The sequence below is a fragment of the Arthrobacter sp. P1_B9 genome (assembly GCF_056406495.1).
Map to the genome: position 1 here is coordinate 1 of NZ_JBFUAA010000003.1, position 13,910 is coordinate 13,910.

Below are 13,910 nucleotides of genomic sequence, written 5' to 3' on the forward strand. Positions count from 1 at the left end.
GCCGATAACTTACACCACACACTCTTCCCGTGAACGGATTCAATAGAAGTTCACACCATGGGACGGGTACAAAGAAACAAGACTGCTTGCGTCAACTATGTGGTTCCCAAACAACAAAACCGTCAACGAAGGCACTGTTGCGACAGGAACAAAACCACAACAAAATAAAAACACCAAAGATGATGTAAGAACAGTATTCCCCACCAACGCCAACAGCGGGCACGGTGGCGGAGCAAGGGGGTTACGGCGGTCATAGCGTGGGGGAAACGCCCGGTCCCATCCCGAACCCGGAAGCTAAGACCCACAGCGCCGATGGTACTGCACCCGGGAGGGTGTGGGAGAGTAGGTCACCGCCGGAACACCATTAACGGGAGGACCCCCACCACCAGGTGGGGGTCCTCCCGCATTTAACCGCCCAAAACACCCAACTGACTGGCAGCAGGGGCCGTTTTGGCGGCTCAGAACGGCCCCTGCTGCGAGTCAGTTGGGAAGAGGCCCCTGATGAAACAGGCGGGCAGTTCTGGCCATGCGCAAGAACCATGGAAAAACCTTGGGCATTTCCTTAATCGATGGAGACCTTGGGAATACCTTTAAACCGCCGGCTATTTTGGTCATGCGCATTGAGGGGCAGGATTTGACCGGCTAGGGTTTGAATTCCTACGGACCACTAAGGCGCAGGGTGCGTCGACCGGACCTTATAGGAGTCCCGCGATGCGCGTAGATCCTGGATTCGCTTTGGGCACGAAGGCAACTAAGGGGCATCGGTTTGCCCGGTCCTTTGTGGGGCGCCGAGGGATTTCCCTGGCGTCAGTTGTCTTCCTGGTGGCTGCCACAATTTCCCTTATTGCCGGCCCCGCAGAAGCCGCCACTTTGACCTTTTCTACCACGGCCGATGCCGTGGTGAAGCGTGACAGTCCCACTATCAATTTCCGCACGGCGACGGGCCTCAAGGCTGATAATTCGCCGGTCGAAATGATCTTCCTCAAGCTCACGGTCACCGGCACCGCCGGCAGTACCGTGACTGGCGCCAAGCTCCGGCTGTTCGCTACGGATCCATCCAACTCAGGCGGCCAAGTCCGACGGGTCCTCAACAACTCCTGGAGTGAGAACACGATCACGTTCAACAACGCGCCCGTTGCGGAAACCCCGATTGTGGCTTCGCGCGGCGCTGTTGCCGATAACACCTATGTGGAGTTCGATCTCTTCGGCGCGATTAAGGGTGACGGGACGTATTCGTTCCGCATCAGCAACACATCCTCTGACGGCGTCATTTACAGTTCCAAGGAAACTTCCGTCACCACGCAACGGCCTCGATTGACCGTCACCACGAACGCGACGCCGCCGCCGCCTCCTCCGCCGCCACCGCCGCCGCCTCCGCCCCCCGGCGACAATCCGTGTGGCACGGCGACCGCCCCTCCGGCGAAATACGACCACGTCATATGGGTGCTTTTTGAGAACAAGACCTATTCACAGGTCATCGGGAACGCCAGCGCGCCGTACATGAGTACAAAGGCGACCCAGTGCGCCTCGGTTTCCACCTGGGCTGACGCCGGCCTGGGACTGCCCTCGTTGCCGAGCTATCTGGCCATGACCTCCGGCAGCACGCAGGGCGTCACGTCCGATTCGAGCCCGAGCGGCCTGCCGCCCATTACGGCCGACAATATCTTCCGGCAGGTGCGTACGTCCGGCCAGTCCTATAAGAGCTATATGGAGGACATGCCGTCGAATTGCCGGCTGAGCGCGTCCGGCCTTTATGCCGAGCGGCACAACCCCGAAATCTACTACCAAGGGACGGGGGACAGGGCGGCATGCGCGGTCAACAATGTGCCCCTGGGCACCGTGAGCGCCGGGCAGCTGGCGGGCGACCTCGCCAACAACACATTGCCGAATTTCTCCGTGGTGGTGCCGAATGTTTGCAATGACATGCATGACTGCAGCGTCGCGACGGGCGACACCTGGCTCTCGCAATGGCTGCCGGTCATCCTAAACAGCCAAAGCTACCGGGCGGGACGCACGGCGATATTCGTGCTTTTTGACGAAGATACTCCGGTACCCAATTTCGTGGTGGCACCATCCGTGGTCCCGGGCACCGTTATCCAGGGCAACTACAGCCACTACTCCCTGCTCCGGACCACCGAAGAAATGCTGGCCATCAGCCTGAAGTTGCAGAACGCCAGCACGGCCCTGAGTTTCCGGTCGCCGCTGCGCATCTAGGCGCTGCGGGGGATTCCCAGCAGAGTCTCGGAAAGCTCCAGGCTCCGGCGGAACGAACTCTCAGTTGCACTCGTTAGAATTCGACGGGGCTGGATTCCAAAAAACCAGCCCATCGCTTCGTTCTAAGGACACCTCAATGCCCGAGCGCACTATCGTCATCACCGGAGCCAGCGACGGCATCGGCGCGTCCGCCGCGCGGACCTTCGCCCGGCAGGGGGAACGTGTGGTCGTCGTCGGGCGTTCCGCGCAAAAGACCGAAGCGATCGCAAACGAAATCGGCGCCGATTTCTTTGTCAGCGACTTCGCCGACCTTGCCCAGGTACGGACCCTGGCCACGCAGCTGAAGGAAAAGTACCCGCGGATCGACGTACTGGCCAACAACGCCGGCGGCATCATGGGTCCCCGTGAGCTCACCGTGGACGGCCACGAGAAAACCTTCCAGGTCAACCACCTGGCCCCGTTCCTGCTCACCACCGAGCTGATCGAGGTGCTGACCGCCAGCCAGGCCACCGTCATCAACACCTCAAGCGTCGCGAATTCGCTCTTCGCCAAGTTCGACATCGACGACCTCGACGCGGCCAAGAGCTACTCCACCAACCGCGCCTACGGCAACGCCAAGCTCGCCAACATCCTCTTCACCGCCGAACTCCACAACCGCTACAACACCGAGGGAATCTCGACGGCGGCGTTCCACCCCGGCGGCGTGGCCACCAACTTCGCGGCAGACTCCACGAGCCCTATGCGCCTGGCCTACAAGTCCTTCCTCAAGCGCTTCATGCTGACCCCTGACCAGGGCGCGGACACCCTTGTGTGGCTCGCCAACGCCACCCCGGGCCACGACTGGATCTCCGGCGCTTACTACGCCAAGCGGACGCTCTCCAAGGCCAACAGGCAGGCCTACGACGCGGGCCTGGCCAAGGCGCTGTGGCAGCGCAGCGAGGCGATGGTGGCCCAGGACCTCGACAAGCTGGACCAGGGCTCGGATCACGGCGCCTGAGCCTGACCGGAAACGCCGAATTCGTGGGTTAGCATTTTCCTGCCCCTCGCCGATCCGCGGTCGAGGGCTTCTACCTGGGGGAGTGCTCTTAAACGTGCGCCTGAAGAAATTGCTTATCGCGTCCCTGGCGGCATCCGCCGTCGTCCTGAGCGCTACGGCCGTGCCGGCATCCGCCGCGCCCGCGCCGAAGTCGTACAAGAACTGCACGGAGCTGAACAAGGTCTATCCGCACGGCGTCGGCAAGAAGGGCGCCCGCGACAAGACCAGCGGAAAGCCGGTCACCACGTTCCGTGTCGACAACACCCTGTACAGCCTCAACGACGGCGGTTTCCGCCAGTACGACCTCGACCGTGACAACGACGGCATCGCCTGCGAAAAGCGCTGATATGGCCAGTCGGGATCCTCGCCAATGGCGGGGATCCCGACTGCTTTAAGCGGCTACGGCCCCGGGACTCTAACTTCTGGGGCCGGCCCGGACCATCCAACGAAGTGCCACGAACGGCCGCTAAGCCATGATGCTTAGCGGCCGTTTGCGTCCAATGGCAGAGTGTGGCGGCGTCAACGCGCTCCGCCCGGACGGCCAGCGGCCGGCCTAACGTCAGCCAGCCCGCCCGCCTACTGCGCGGCGTCGACCTTGTCCAAGGCGTTCAGGGCACTCTCCATGGTCCCGGCCAGGTGGCTGGCGGGGGCCGGCTTGGCGAACAGGTAGCCCTGCAGGGAGTCGCAGCCGCGGTCCATCAGGTACTTGGCCTGCGCGGGCGTCTCGATGCCTTCCGCCGTGACTTTCAGGCCGAGGGCATGCGCTGCGCTGATCATGGTGGCGAAGAACGGGAGCTGTTCCTGGCCGGTCTTGATCATGGCCACGAAGGAGCGGTCGATCTTGACCTTGTCCAGGGGCAGTTCCTGGAGCCGGCCGAGCGTGGAATACCCGGTGCCGAAGTCGTCCATGGCAATCCGGACGCCGGCGCCGCGCAGCTGCCGCAGCTGGCCCAGCACGTCCGAGGAGGCGTCGAAGAACACGCTCTCCGTCAGCTCAAGGGTGAGCTGGCGCGGGTCAACGCCCGTGGACGCGGCAATCGCCAGCACGTCCGCGGCGAAGTCCCGGTGCTGGAACTGCAGGCCCGAGACGTTCACGGCGACGCTGTAGGCAGGATCGCCGGCCAGCCAGGGCCGGATCTCGGCGCAGGCGCGGCGCAGGACCTCGTCGCCGATCTCGCGGATCAGCCCGCTCTGCTCCGCGACGGGCAGGAACTGGTTCGGCGGCACCAGCCGCCCGTGCCGTTCCCACCGCGCGAACGCCTCGAACTGCACCACCGAACCGATGCCGGGCGAGACCACGGGCTGGTAGTGCACCGAGATCTGGCCCAGTTCGACGGCGCGCCGCAGCCCGGAATCGCCGTCGGCCTTGTGGGCCGCGGTGTTCAGCATCTCCGGCCGGAACCGCATCCAGTTGTTCTTCCCGGCAGCCTTTGCGGCGGTCATGGCGGCGTCGGCCTGCCGCAGCAGTTCCGCGCCGTCCAGCGTCTGCCCCGACTTTGACGCCAGTCCCATGCTGACGCCGGGCCGGACCATGGAGCCGCCGACGCGCAGGGGGGCGTAGAGGGACTCGGCGATCCGTTTGGCCACCGCGTCCGCGTTGAGGCATTCGGTGAGCAGCACCGCGAACTCGTCGCCGCCGAGCCGGGCCACCGTGTCATGCGGGCGGACGCAGTTGCGCAGCCTGGATGCCACCTCCACCAGCAGTTCATCGGCCGCGGAGCGTCCCAGCACGTCATTGAGGTGCTTGAAGTCATCGAGGTTCAGCAGCAGGATGTCCACCGGATCCGGGCGGCGCAGGGCCGCGGCGAGCCGCTCGTTGAAGAGCGGGCCGTTGGGCAGCGCCGTCAAGGGGTCGCGGAGCGAGCCCGCCTTGAGTTCGTCGTCGTGCTCGGCAAACGCCGCAGGAGCGGCTGTCGCTGGACCTCCGGAAAGAGAAACTCCCGCTGCACCAGAAGTACGACGGCGGGCAAAGTCGCCGCTGAGGGTGCGCCCGGCGCTGCCGGCGCCCGGGTTCCGCCCTGCGGCGCCGCGGATGGAGAGGGCAACGGACGTTCCGGCGTCGGCCGCTCCGGCCGCGGCGGGGACCAGCGAGCAGGTGATTTCAACGGGGAGTTCCGTGCCGTCGGCGCGGCGGCCCGAGCCGGCGAACGGGGAGCCGGGGGGCGGGGAGCCGGGGCTTGCGGACTTGGCCAGCCCGGCCAGGACGCCGTGAAATTTCTCCCGCGAGGCCTCGGCCAGGAGCATGCTGTGGTCCGCGCCGAGCAGTTGCGCCCGCGGGTAGCCGAAGAGCCGTTCCGCGGCCGCATTGAGGAAGGAAATGGCTCCGTCCTCGGCGACCAGCAAAAGTGCGTCCGGGCTGTACTCCAGCAGTTGTTGTGCGAAACCAGCTTCCACGATGTCTAACAGCCCCCCGGCGATGAATACGGATAGCGGGCACCTTGCGGAGAGCAGGCGCACTGCGCTGACTGAATCATATGCGGTGCGGGCTCCCCGGACGGGATGGCCATCATGCCGCAATCAAATGTGTCGAACGGCCCCTGCTACCCGGGCAGCGGCACGCCCTCGAGGTCGGCGATGGCCGCCGCCGAGTTCCGGACCGCGCGGTGCCTGGCCGCCCCGGGTTCCGGGCGAGAGAAGAGGAAGCCCTGCAGGGCATCGCAGCCGTGGTCCATGAGATAGCGTGCCTGGGCCGGTGTCTCGATGCCCTCGGCCGTGACCTTCAGCCCCAGGCTCCGGGCCATGTGGATCATGGAGGTGAGGATGGGCAGCTTTTCGACGCCGGTCTGCAGCATCGACACGAAGGACTTGTCGATCTTCACCACATCCACCGGCAGGTCCTGCAGGCGGCCCAGCGAGGAATAGCCGGTCCCGAAGTCGTCCAGGGCCACCCGGATGCCGGCCTCGCGGAGGGTCTCGAGCTGGCCGATCACGTGGGAATGGGCGTCGAAGAACACGCTCTCGGTCACCTCCAGGACCAGCTGGCGCGGGTCCACGCCGCTCCACGCCGCAATGTCCAGGACGCGCTCGGCGAAGTCCCGGTGCTGCAGCTGCACGCCGGAGACGTTGACGGCCACGCTCCGGAACGGGTCCTCCCCGAGCCACGGGGCGAGCTCGGTGCAGCTGCGCCTGAGCACCTCGGCGCCGATTTCCCGGATCAGGCCGCTGCGTTCGGCGGTCTCGATGAACTCGTCCGGCGGAATCAGCTCGCCGTCCCACTCCCAGCGGGCCAGGGCCTCGAACTGCACCACCTCGAGCCGGTCACTGGAGATGACGGGCTGGTAGTGGACGGTGATCTGCCCCAGTTCCACCGCCCGCCGCAGCCCGGCCGTGAGCTGGGTGCGCTCCAGCAGCGCGGCCAGCATCTCGGGCCGGAAGTGCACATAGCAGTTCTTCCCGGCCTCCTTGGCCGCGTACATGGCCAGGTCCGCCTGCCGGAGCAGCTCCGACGACGTCTCGGTGCCGGCGTCGCGCGATGCCACGCCCAGGCTCAGGCCGGGCCGCATGAGGGTTCCCTCGATGGAGACCGGGGCGTTCAGGGTGCTGACCACGCGCTGGGCCACGGTGTCGGCGTCCCGGCAGCCGACCAGCAGGACCACGAACTCGTCCCCGCCCAGCCGGGCGACGGTGCCGTGCGGACCCACGCAGTTCTGGAGCCGGCGGGAAATCTCGACCAGCATCTCGTCGCCGGCATGATGTCCCAGGACGTCGTTGACTTCCTTGAAGTCGTCCAGGTCAAGGAGCAGCACGTGTACCGGTTCCGGGGTCAGCAGTGCCGCGGCAGCCCGTTCGTTGAAGAGCATCCGGTTGGCCAGCCCGGTGAGCGGGTCCTGAAACGCGAGTTCCTTGAGCTTGCCCGCCTGCTCGGCCAGTTCGTCCATGGCGCGGCGGGCCTGGTCCTGGGCGCGCCGGCGTGAGGTGATGTCCCGGAAGTTCCAGATCCGTCCCACGATTGCGTCCGCCACCTTCTGCGGGCGCGAGTACAGCTCCACGGTGCGGCCGTCGGCGAACTCGAGGATGTCATGGCTCTGCATCAGGTTGTCCGCGTAGAGCGCTGCAACCTTTTGCAGGAAGGAGTCGGAATCCACCAGCTGGTCCGCGATGAACCGCACCAGCGCATCGGGGTCCTCGGCCGCGATCAGTTCCGGCGGCATGCCCCACAGCAACAGAAACTGGTCGTTGATCCCGGTGATTTGGCCTTCGCTGGAGAGCACGACGATACCGTCCGACGTCGATTCCAGCGTGGCGTCCACGAGGGAGAGGGCCAGCCGGCGGCCGGAATCGGGGTCGTTGCGGTGCTCGGCGTCGCGGACGGCTACCGCCATGGCCGTGCCGCCGTCGACGCTCACCAGCGAGCACGTGATCTCCAGGGCGAGGTCCGAACCGTCGCGGTGCAGTCCGGCGGCCGCGAACGGGCGGCTTCCGGCCGGGCTTTTGCGTCCCAGCCGGCCGAAGACCCGCAGGAAGCCGCTGTGGGCTTCCTCCGAGAGCAGGATGGTGTGCTGAACGCCGAGGAGTTCCTCGCGGGGGTAGCCGAACAGCCGTTCCGCGGCCGAATTCACGAAGGCGATGGTCCCGTCCGCGGTCAGCAGCAGGAACGCATCAGGACCCTGCTCCAGCAGGTCTTCACCAAATCCAGTTCCCACGACGATACCGGCCCCCAAGCGACGGAAGTTCATAGAGCGATGATGTTCCCGGCCGAGGGCCCGGAGCAATGCGTTTCACTGAATCATAGGGTCCTTCGGCCCCGTGTCCAGCACCTCGGCCATGGAACTTTGCGGGTCACCGGTTGCCGGGCACCCGATCGCCGCGCAGCGCGGCGATGGCCAGGGCCGCCCGGTCCAGCGCGGGCTGGAGCGTGGCCTCCGGCTGGGGGCCTGAAAACAGGAAACCCTGCAGCGAATCGCAGTGCAGACCCATCAGGTAGCGGGCCTGGGCGGCCGTTTCCACGCCCTCCGCGGTGACGGTCAGCCCCAGTCCGTGGGCCATCCCGATCATGGCGTTCAGGATGGGCAACTGCTCGGTGCCGGTGTTGATCATGGACACAAACGACTGGTCGATCTTCAGCGTGTCCACGGGCAGGCCCTGCAGGCGTCCCAGGGAGGAGAAGCCGGTGCCGAAGTCGTCCAGCGCCACTTGGGCACCGGCCGCGCGCAGGGTCATGAGCTGCTGGATGACGTGGCAGTCGTCTTCAAAGAAGACGCTCTCCGTGACCTCCAGGATCAGCTGGCGCGGGTCCACGCCACAGGATTCCGTCACGGCCATGACCAGCTCGGCGAAGTCCCCGTGCTGCAGCTGGACACCGGAGACGTTCACGGCCAGGGACCGGGTGGAGTCCTCGTCCAGCCAGGGCTTGAGCTCCGTGCAGCCGCGCAGCAACACCTCGGTGCCGATCTCGACAATGAGGCCGCTGCGTTCCGCCGCCGGAATGAAATGCTTGGGCGGGACGAGCGCGCCGTTGCGCACCCAGCGGGCCAGGGCCTCGACCTTTGTCACGGTCCCGCTGCCGGCAGAGACGATCGGCTGGTAGTGGACGGCGATCTGTCCGCTGTCCACGGCGCGCCGCAGGCCGGCCTCGAGGTCGTTGCGGTCCACGAGGGCCTTCATCATTTCCGGCTTGAAGCGCATGTACCGGTTCTTCCCGGCGGTCTTCGCGGCGTACATCGCGACGTCGGCACGGCGCAGGAGCTCGGAGGCGTCCACGGCGGCCTCGCCGATCGAGGCGAGCCCCAGGCTGAGGCTGGGCCGCAGCATGGTGCCGTCGATCCACACCGGGACGCGCAGCGAGTCGACGATCCGGGCGGCGACCGCCTCGGGCTCCAGCGAGTCGAGCAGGAGCACCACGAACTCGTCGCCGCCCAGCCGGGCCACGATGTCGCTCGGGCGCACGCACGCGCGCAGGCGCCGGCCGACCTCAATGAGCATCTGGTCCCCGGCGTGGTGGCCCAGGATGTCGTTGACTTCCTTGAAGTCGTCCAGGTCAAGGAGCAGGACGTCGACGGCGCCGCCGTGCTGGTCCGCCAGGGCGCTTGCGAGGCGGTCGTTGAACAGTTGGCGGTTGGACAGTCCGGTCAATCCGTCCCGGAACGCCAGCGCCGTCAGCTGCGCGGACTGTGCGGCGAGGTCGGCCATGGCCCGGGTGATCCGGTCCTGGGCCACCTTGGCCGCGGTCACATCCCGGAAGCTCCACACGCGTCCGACCACCTGGTCCGCGACTTTCTGCGGGCGGGAATAGCGTTCAAAAGTCCGGCCGTCGCGGAATTCCAGGATGTCGTGGCTTTCCGCCGCGGGGTCGGCGTAGAGGGCCTCGACCTTCTCGACGAACTGGGCCGGATCCTGCAACTGGTCCAGGACGAAGGCCATGACCGCCTCGTCCTCCCCGGTGGCCAGCATCTCCCGAGGGATGCCCCACATGGTGACGAACTGATTGTTGACACCGGCGATCTCGCCGTCGCTGCTGACCACCAGGATGCCGTCGGCGGTGGATTCGAGCGTCGCGCTCAGCAGCGACATGGCCTCGCGGAGGCTGTCATCGTTCTCCGGCCGGTGCGAGGTGTCCCGGACCGCGGCGATCATGCTCGCGGTCCCTTTACCAGTCCCGTCCCGGGCGCCTGTACCGGTGAAGAAAATAGATCCGGCCACCTCGGCCTGGAACTCCGTACCGTCCCGCCGCACCCCGTAAGCCTCCACGGGAGCAGTGTCAGTGTCAGTTTCGGCGTCAGCGGCGTCGCCGTCGGGGTGGGCGCCGCGGCGGAGGTTGAAGAACAGCCGCTCGAGGCCGTTCCGGAACCCCTCGGCCAGGAGCATGCGGTGGTCCGAGCCCACGAGTTCCTCGCGAACGTACCCGAACATGCGCTCCGCGGCGGTGTTGACCATCCTGATGGTCCCGTCCTCGGCCACCACCAGCAGGGCGTCGGGGCTGGATTCCACCAGGTCCCCGTAGCCCGGGACCGCGGCGGATACTTCCTGGGGGACTGTCGTTGGGACTGTGCCGGGGGCTTCCTCCGGGTACGACGACGCCGTCACCCGGCTACCGCCGTGCGAACCTGAGACCACCAACGAGACATTTAGAACCCTCCCATCGGGAAATCATAGGCGCCGGAAGCCTCCCTTGGGTGTCAAGAGGGTGTCAACACGTGGGCGGGGCCGAATCCGTGCCCGTGGCGGAGGACCAACCGCCCAGTTGCGCTATCACCTAGGGTGCTTAAAACCCCGGTTTGGCAGCCCTAAGTGATAGGGCAGCGCGGGGGGAGCGGCCCACCTGGGACTCGCTGATCACGGCCCTGTAGTGGCCAGCGAGTTCGGCGCCTAGCACGGACCACGTGCGGCCCTGGACCGAGGCGTGCGCGGCCGCGGCGAACGCTCGGCGCTTGGCGTCGTCGCCCATCAGGTCCATCACCCGGGCACGGAACCCGGCGAGGTCGCCGGGCTCGTACAGCCAGCCGGTCCGCGAGTTCTCCACGAGGTCCAGCGGGCCGCCGCGGCCAGTGGCCACCACCGGCACCCCGGACGCCATGGCCTCCTGGATGGTCTGGCAAAATGTCTCGAACTCGCCGGGATGGACGAAGAGATCGAAGGAGGCCACGGCCCGGGCGAGGTGGTCGCCGCCGAGGAAACCGGTGAAGACCGCCCGCGGCAGGGCAGCTTCCAGGGCGGCCCGCTGGGGCCCGTCGCCGATGATCACCAGCCGGGTCCCGGGAACATCCGCCAGCACCGCCAGATCCTCCACCTGCTTCTCGGCCGCCAGCCGGCCCACGTAGCCGATGAGGCGCTCGCCGCCGGGCGCCACGGCAGCCCGCCAGCCGGCGTCGCGCTTCGCGGGGTTGAACCGCTGCGTGTCCACGCCGCGCCGCCACATGTCCACGCGCGGAATGCCGCGGCCGCGGAGCTGGTTGAGCGCGAACGTGGAAGGGACCAGGGTGCGCGAGGCCAGCAGGTGGATCTGGTCCACCCGGTTCCAGGCCCAGTTCTCCAGGAAGGGGACGCCGTAGCGGCCCGCATAGCCGGGGACCTCGGTCTGGTAGATGGCGACCGTGGGGATGCCGAGCTGGTGGGCGGCCTGCGCTGCCCGCCAGCCGAGCACGAACGGGGACGCGAGGTGCACGACGTCGGGCGCGTAGTCGGCAAGGATTCGCTTGACCCGATACACACCGCCCATCGCCACCCGCAGATTCGCGTAGCCGGCCAGCGGGACCGAGGGGAGCCGGAGGACGTGGGCGCCATAGACCTCGTCCTGTACATCCGTGTCCTGCGTGGACGGTGCGATTACCAGCACCTCGTCCCCGCGCTCGTGCAGATGCTCCAGCACGCGCAGGATGGAGTGGGTGACCCCGTTCATGAGCGGCAGGAATGATTCGGCGACGATTGCGATCCTCACCCCTCCACGGTGCGGGCGGCGGTTTGCGGTGCGGGGGAGCAGGCGTGGCCGGGAGGGGAAGAGTGGGTAAACAGGTGGGCGAACTCAGGAGGGAACCGCCACAGGGCGCGCGGATAGGCGGACGGTTGCCGGGAACTAGTCAGGCGCCCTCAAGTGGGCACACTCCAGTGCGGCCATGCGTCCACGGCGCAAACCCTACGAAGCAGCGGTGCCGGATGGCATGACGAAAGTCGAGCTACAGCGGGTCGGGCCAGTTGCCGACCGGGAAGCGGGCACGGATGCCGGAAACCGGACCGCAACGCGCACGCTTGTTGCCTTCCATCAGAAATACCTCCAGAGGCTACGGAACTTCAGAATACTCCCGTCGCCTCTTACCGTCCAGAGGGTCAATCGGCCTTGAGGACATCCGGAAGTTCGTCCACAAACACCGTCTGCGGCGGCTCAAAATAGATGACCAGGACCTGCTCGCCCACGGCGAAAACGCTGGTCTTATCGAACGGGTGCGCGTGGAACGCACTGGTTCCGCCGCGGACCGGCAGCATGACCTCGCCGATGGTGCCTGGGCCGATCCGTCCGGTGACGCGGCCGATCTTTCCGGTCAGGCTCCGGTCAACATCCTTATGCATCAGAACCCCAGTACATCAGAATCCCAGTACATCAGGTCCTCCGGCTCTCCGCGCGCATTCCCGCCCCTACGCCTCAGGCGCCTTCGCCGGCCGTTTGCCGCCATCCCGGGTGTTTTTGAGGGCTGTGGAGAGCGCCGGGAGGTAGTCGCCCACCTGTGCCAAAATCCCGCCGATCATCCGGTTGACCCCTTCGCCGCCGTTGAGAACGGTCATCTGGCCGACGTGCGCGAACGGCTCGGCCGCCGCCGCCACGATCGCCGGCATGTTCTCGGCGAGCTGCTGGGAGATGACGGCGTCCTGGTTGGTGCCCAGTGCTTCGGCGCGGGCCTTGATGCCATCTGCCTCTGCCAGTGCCTTGGCTTTGATGGCGGAGGCGGCGGCATCGCCGCGGGCCTTCGTGGCGGCGGCCTCGGCCTCACCGGTGACCTTGGTGGCCCCGGCCGCGGCTGCTGCCGCCGTCGCGTTCGCCTGGGCCTGCACCTCGGTCCGCCGGGCGTTGGCCTGGGCCTCGAGCTCGGTGCGCCGGGCCAGCGCCTCGGCAGCGCTGATGTCCGCGGATTTCTGGCCTTCCGCGTCGGTGCGCTTGGCGTACGCCCTCGCGTCGGCGGGCTTGCGGACGGTGGTCTGCAGTTTTTGTTCCTCCCGGTCGGCCTCGAGCTTGGCCACCTCGGTTTCCTGGACCACCACCTGCTGGCGCGCCGTGGCGTCGGCCAGCGGCCCGGCCTGGGCCGCGTTCGCCTTGGCGCGCTCGGCATTGGCCTGCGCCTCGGACTGCCGGATGGCGGATAAGCTCCGGGCATCGGCAATCAAGGCCTCGGCCTCCGCTTCCTTTTCCGCCGCCTCGCGGTTCCGGGTGGCCTCCGCGATGCGGGCCTCCATCTTGACCATGGCAATGTGCGGCTTGGCGATGTTCTGGATGTAGCCCGTGGGGTCCTGGAGGTCCTTGATCTGCAGCGAGTCGACGACGAGACCCAGCTTCTCCATTTCCACGCCGCTGGCGCTGCGGACCTGGGAGGCCAGCTTGTCGCGCTCGCGGATGATCTCCTCGACCGTCATGCTGCCGATGATCGAACGCAGGTGGCCTTCGAAGACGTTGTACACCTGGCTTTCCATCTTGGGCTGCTGGCCCAGGAACCGGCGCGCGGCGTTGGCAATGAACGGCGGGGCGTCGCCGATCTTGTAGATGACCACGCCGTCGACAATCACCTGGATGCCCTGGGAAGTGACGCAGGAGACCTTGAGTTCGGTTTCGTTCAGCGTCAGGGACAGCGGCCGCACCGTCTGCAGGCCCGGCAGCACCAGGGCCCCCTTGCCCGTGACGATCTTGAAGTCCATCCCTTCACGGGTTTCCAGCGTGCCGCGCGTCAGGCCGGAGATAATGAGGGCCTCGTTCGGTTCCGCCACCTTCCACATCAGTTTTGTTGCCACCCAGATGACGCCGACGACGGCGACCGCCCCCAGGATGATCGAAATGAGCGGATACAAAAATGACAAGTCCGGCATAACCAGGTCCTTTCACGGCGGTGGAAAAGAAATTAAGCAAAGCCCCAAACGATGCTGCTGGTAGTCCCCGGCCGGCCTGGAGGCAGGAATTCCCACGCCGCCCAGCCAGCTGTTGTACACAGTCTGTGGTGCTTCCGGCCGGGAGTCCAGCAATTCG

At 66.6% G+C, this 13,910-nt stretch carries 9 protein-coding genes and 1 rRNA gene; 4 read left to right on the top strand and 6 right to left on the bottom strand.

The annotated features are described in order from the left end of the window. Positions 1 to 242 precede the first annotated feature (242 nt). From rrf to AC1D1A_RS05060, 4 genes are all read left to right on the top strand, one after another. Positions 243 to 359 (top strand): 5S ribosomal RNA (gene rrf, locus AC1D1A_RS05045). Positions 360 to 711: 352 nt separating this feature from the next. Beyond that, positions 712 to 2,214, top strand: a complete 1,503-nt coding sequence (locus AC1D1A_RS05050) for a CBM96 family carbohydrate-binding protein (protein ID WP_476947266.1) — start codon at positions 712 to 714, stop codon at positions 2,212 to 2,214. Positions 2,215 to 2,350: 136 nt separating this feature from the next. After that, on the top strand, positions 2,351 to 3,211 hold the full coding sequence (locus tag AC1D1A_RS05055; protein ID WP_476947267.1) for an SDR family NAD(P)-dependent oxidoreductase: 861 nt from the start codon (positions 2,351 to 2,353) through the stop codon (positions 3,209 to 3,211). A gap of 94 nt (positions 3,212 to 3,305) precedes the next feature. Further along, positions 3,306 to 3,596, top strand: a complete 291-nt coding sequence (locus tag AC1D1A_RS05060; RefSeq protein WP_223915864.1) for an excalibur calcium-binding domain-containing protein — start codon at positions 3,306 to 3,308, stop codon at positions 3,594 to 3,596. A 230-nt stretch (positions 3,597 to 3,826) separates the two neighbouring features. Here the strand turns inward: AC1D1A_RS05060 and AC1D1A_RS05065 are convergent, their stop codons facing one another. From AC1D1A_RS05065 to AC1D1A_RS05090, 6 genes are all read right to left on the bottom strand, one after another. Beyond that, entirely contained in the window at positions 3,827 to 5,644 is a 1,818-nt protein-coding gene (locus AC1D1A_RS05065) for a putative bifunctional diguanylate cyclase/phosphodiesterase (RefSeq protein ID WP_476947268.1), read from the bottom strand. A gap of 146 nt (positions 5,645 to 5,790) precedes the next feature. Beyond that, positions 5,791 to 7,926: a putative bifunctional diguanylate cyclase/phosphodiesterase gene (locus AC1D1A_RS05070; RefSeq protein WP_476947269.1), complete on the bottom strand. Its 2,136-nt coding sequence runs from the start codon at positions 7,924 to 7,926 to the stop codon at positions 5,791 to 5,793. A gap of 103 nt (positions 7,927 to 8,029) precedes the next feature. Beyond that, positions 8,030 to 10,303 (bottom strand): putative bifunctional diguanylate cyclase/phosphodiesterase, encoded by a 2,274-nt coding sequence (locus tag AC1D1A_RS05075; RefSeq protein WP_476947270.1) that lies wholly within the window; start codon positions 10,301 to 10,303, stop codon positions 8,030 to 8,032. A 148-nt stretch (positions 10,304 to 10,451) separates the two neighbouring features. Further along, complete coding sequence (locus AC1D1A_RS05080) at positions 10,452 to 11,624, bottom strand: glycosyltransferase family 4 protein (RefSeq protein WP_476947271.1); 1,173 nt, start codon at positions 11,622 to 11,624, stop codon at positions 10,452 to 10,454. Positions 11,625 to 12,010: 386 nt separating this feature from the next. Further along, complete coding sequence (locus AC1D1A_RS05085) at positions 12,011 to 12,250, bottom strand: hypothetical protein (protein WP_143264731.1); 240 nt, start codon at positions 12,248 to 12,250, stop codon at positions 12,011 to 12,013. A gap of 66 nt (positions 12,251 to 12,316) precedes the next feature. Further along, on the bottom strand, positions 12,317 to 13,753 hold the full coding sequence (locus AC1D1A_RS05090) for a flotillin family protein (RefSeq protein ID WP_476859199.1): 1,437 nt from the start codon (positions 13,751 to 13,753) through the stop codon (positions 12,317 to 12,319). Positions 13,754 to 13,910: the final 157 nt, after the last annotated feature.

Bases quoted from the DNA above. Each gene is read 5' to 3' on its own strand.
- AC1D1A_RS05085 (WP_143264731.1), bottom strand. From the start codon at position 12,250: ATGCATAAGGATGTTGACCGGAGCCTGACCGGAAAGATCGGCCGCGTC.
- AC1D1A_RS05090 (WP_476859199.1), bottom strand. From the start codon at position 13,753: ATGCCGGACTTGTCATTTTTGTATCCGCTCATTTCGATCATCCTGGGG.
- AC1D1A_RS05050 (WP_476947266.1), top strand. From the start codon at position 712: ATGCGCGTAGATCCTGGATTCGCTTTGGGCACGAAGGCAACTAAGGGG.
- AC1D1A_RS05070 (WP_476947269.1), bottom strand. From the start codon at position 7,926: ATGAACTTCCGTCGCTTGGGGGCCGGTATCGTCGTGGGAACTGGATTT.
- AC1D1A_RS05055 (WP_476947267.1), top strand. From the start codon at position 2,351: ATGCCCGAGCGCACTATCGTCATCACCGGAGCCAGCGACGGCATCGGC.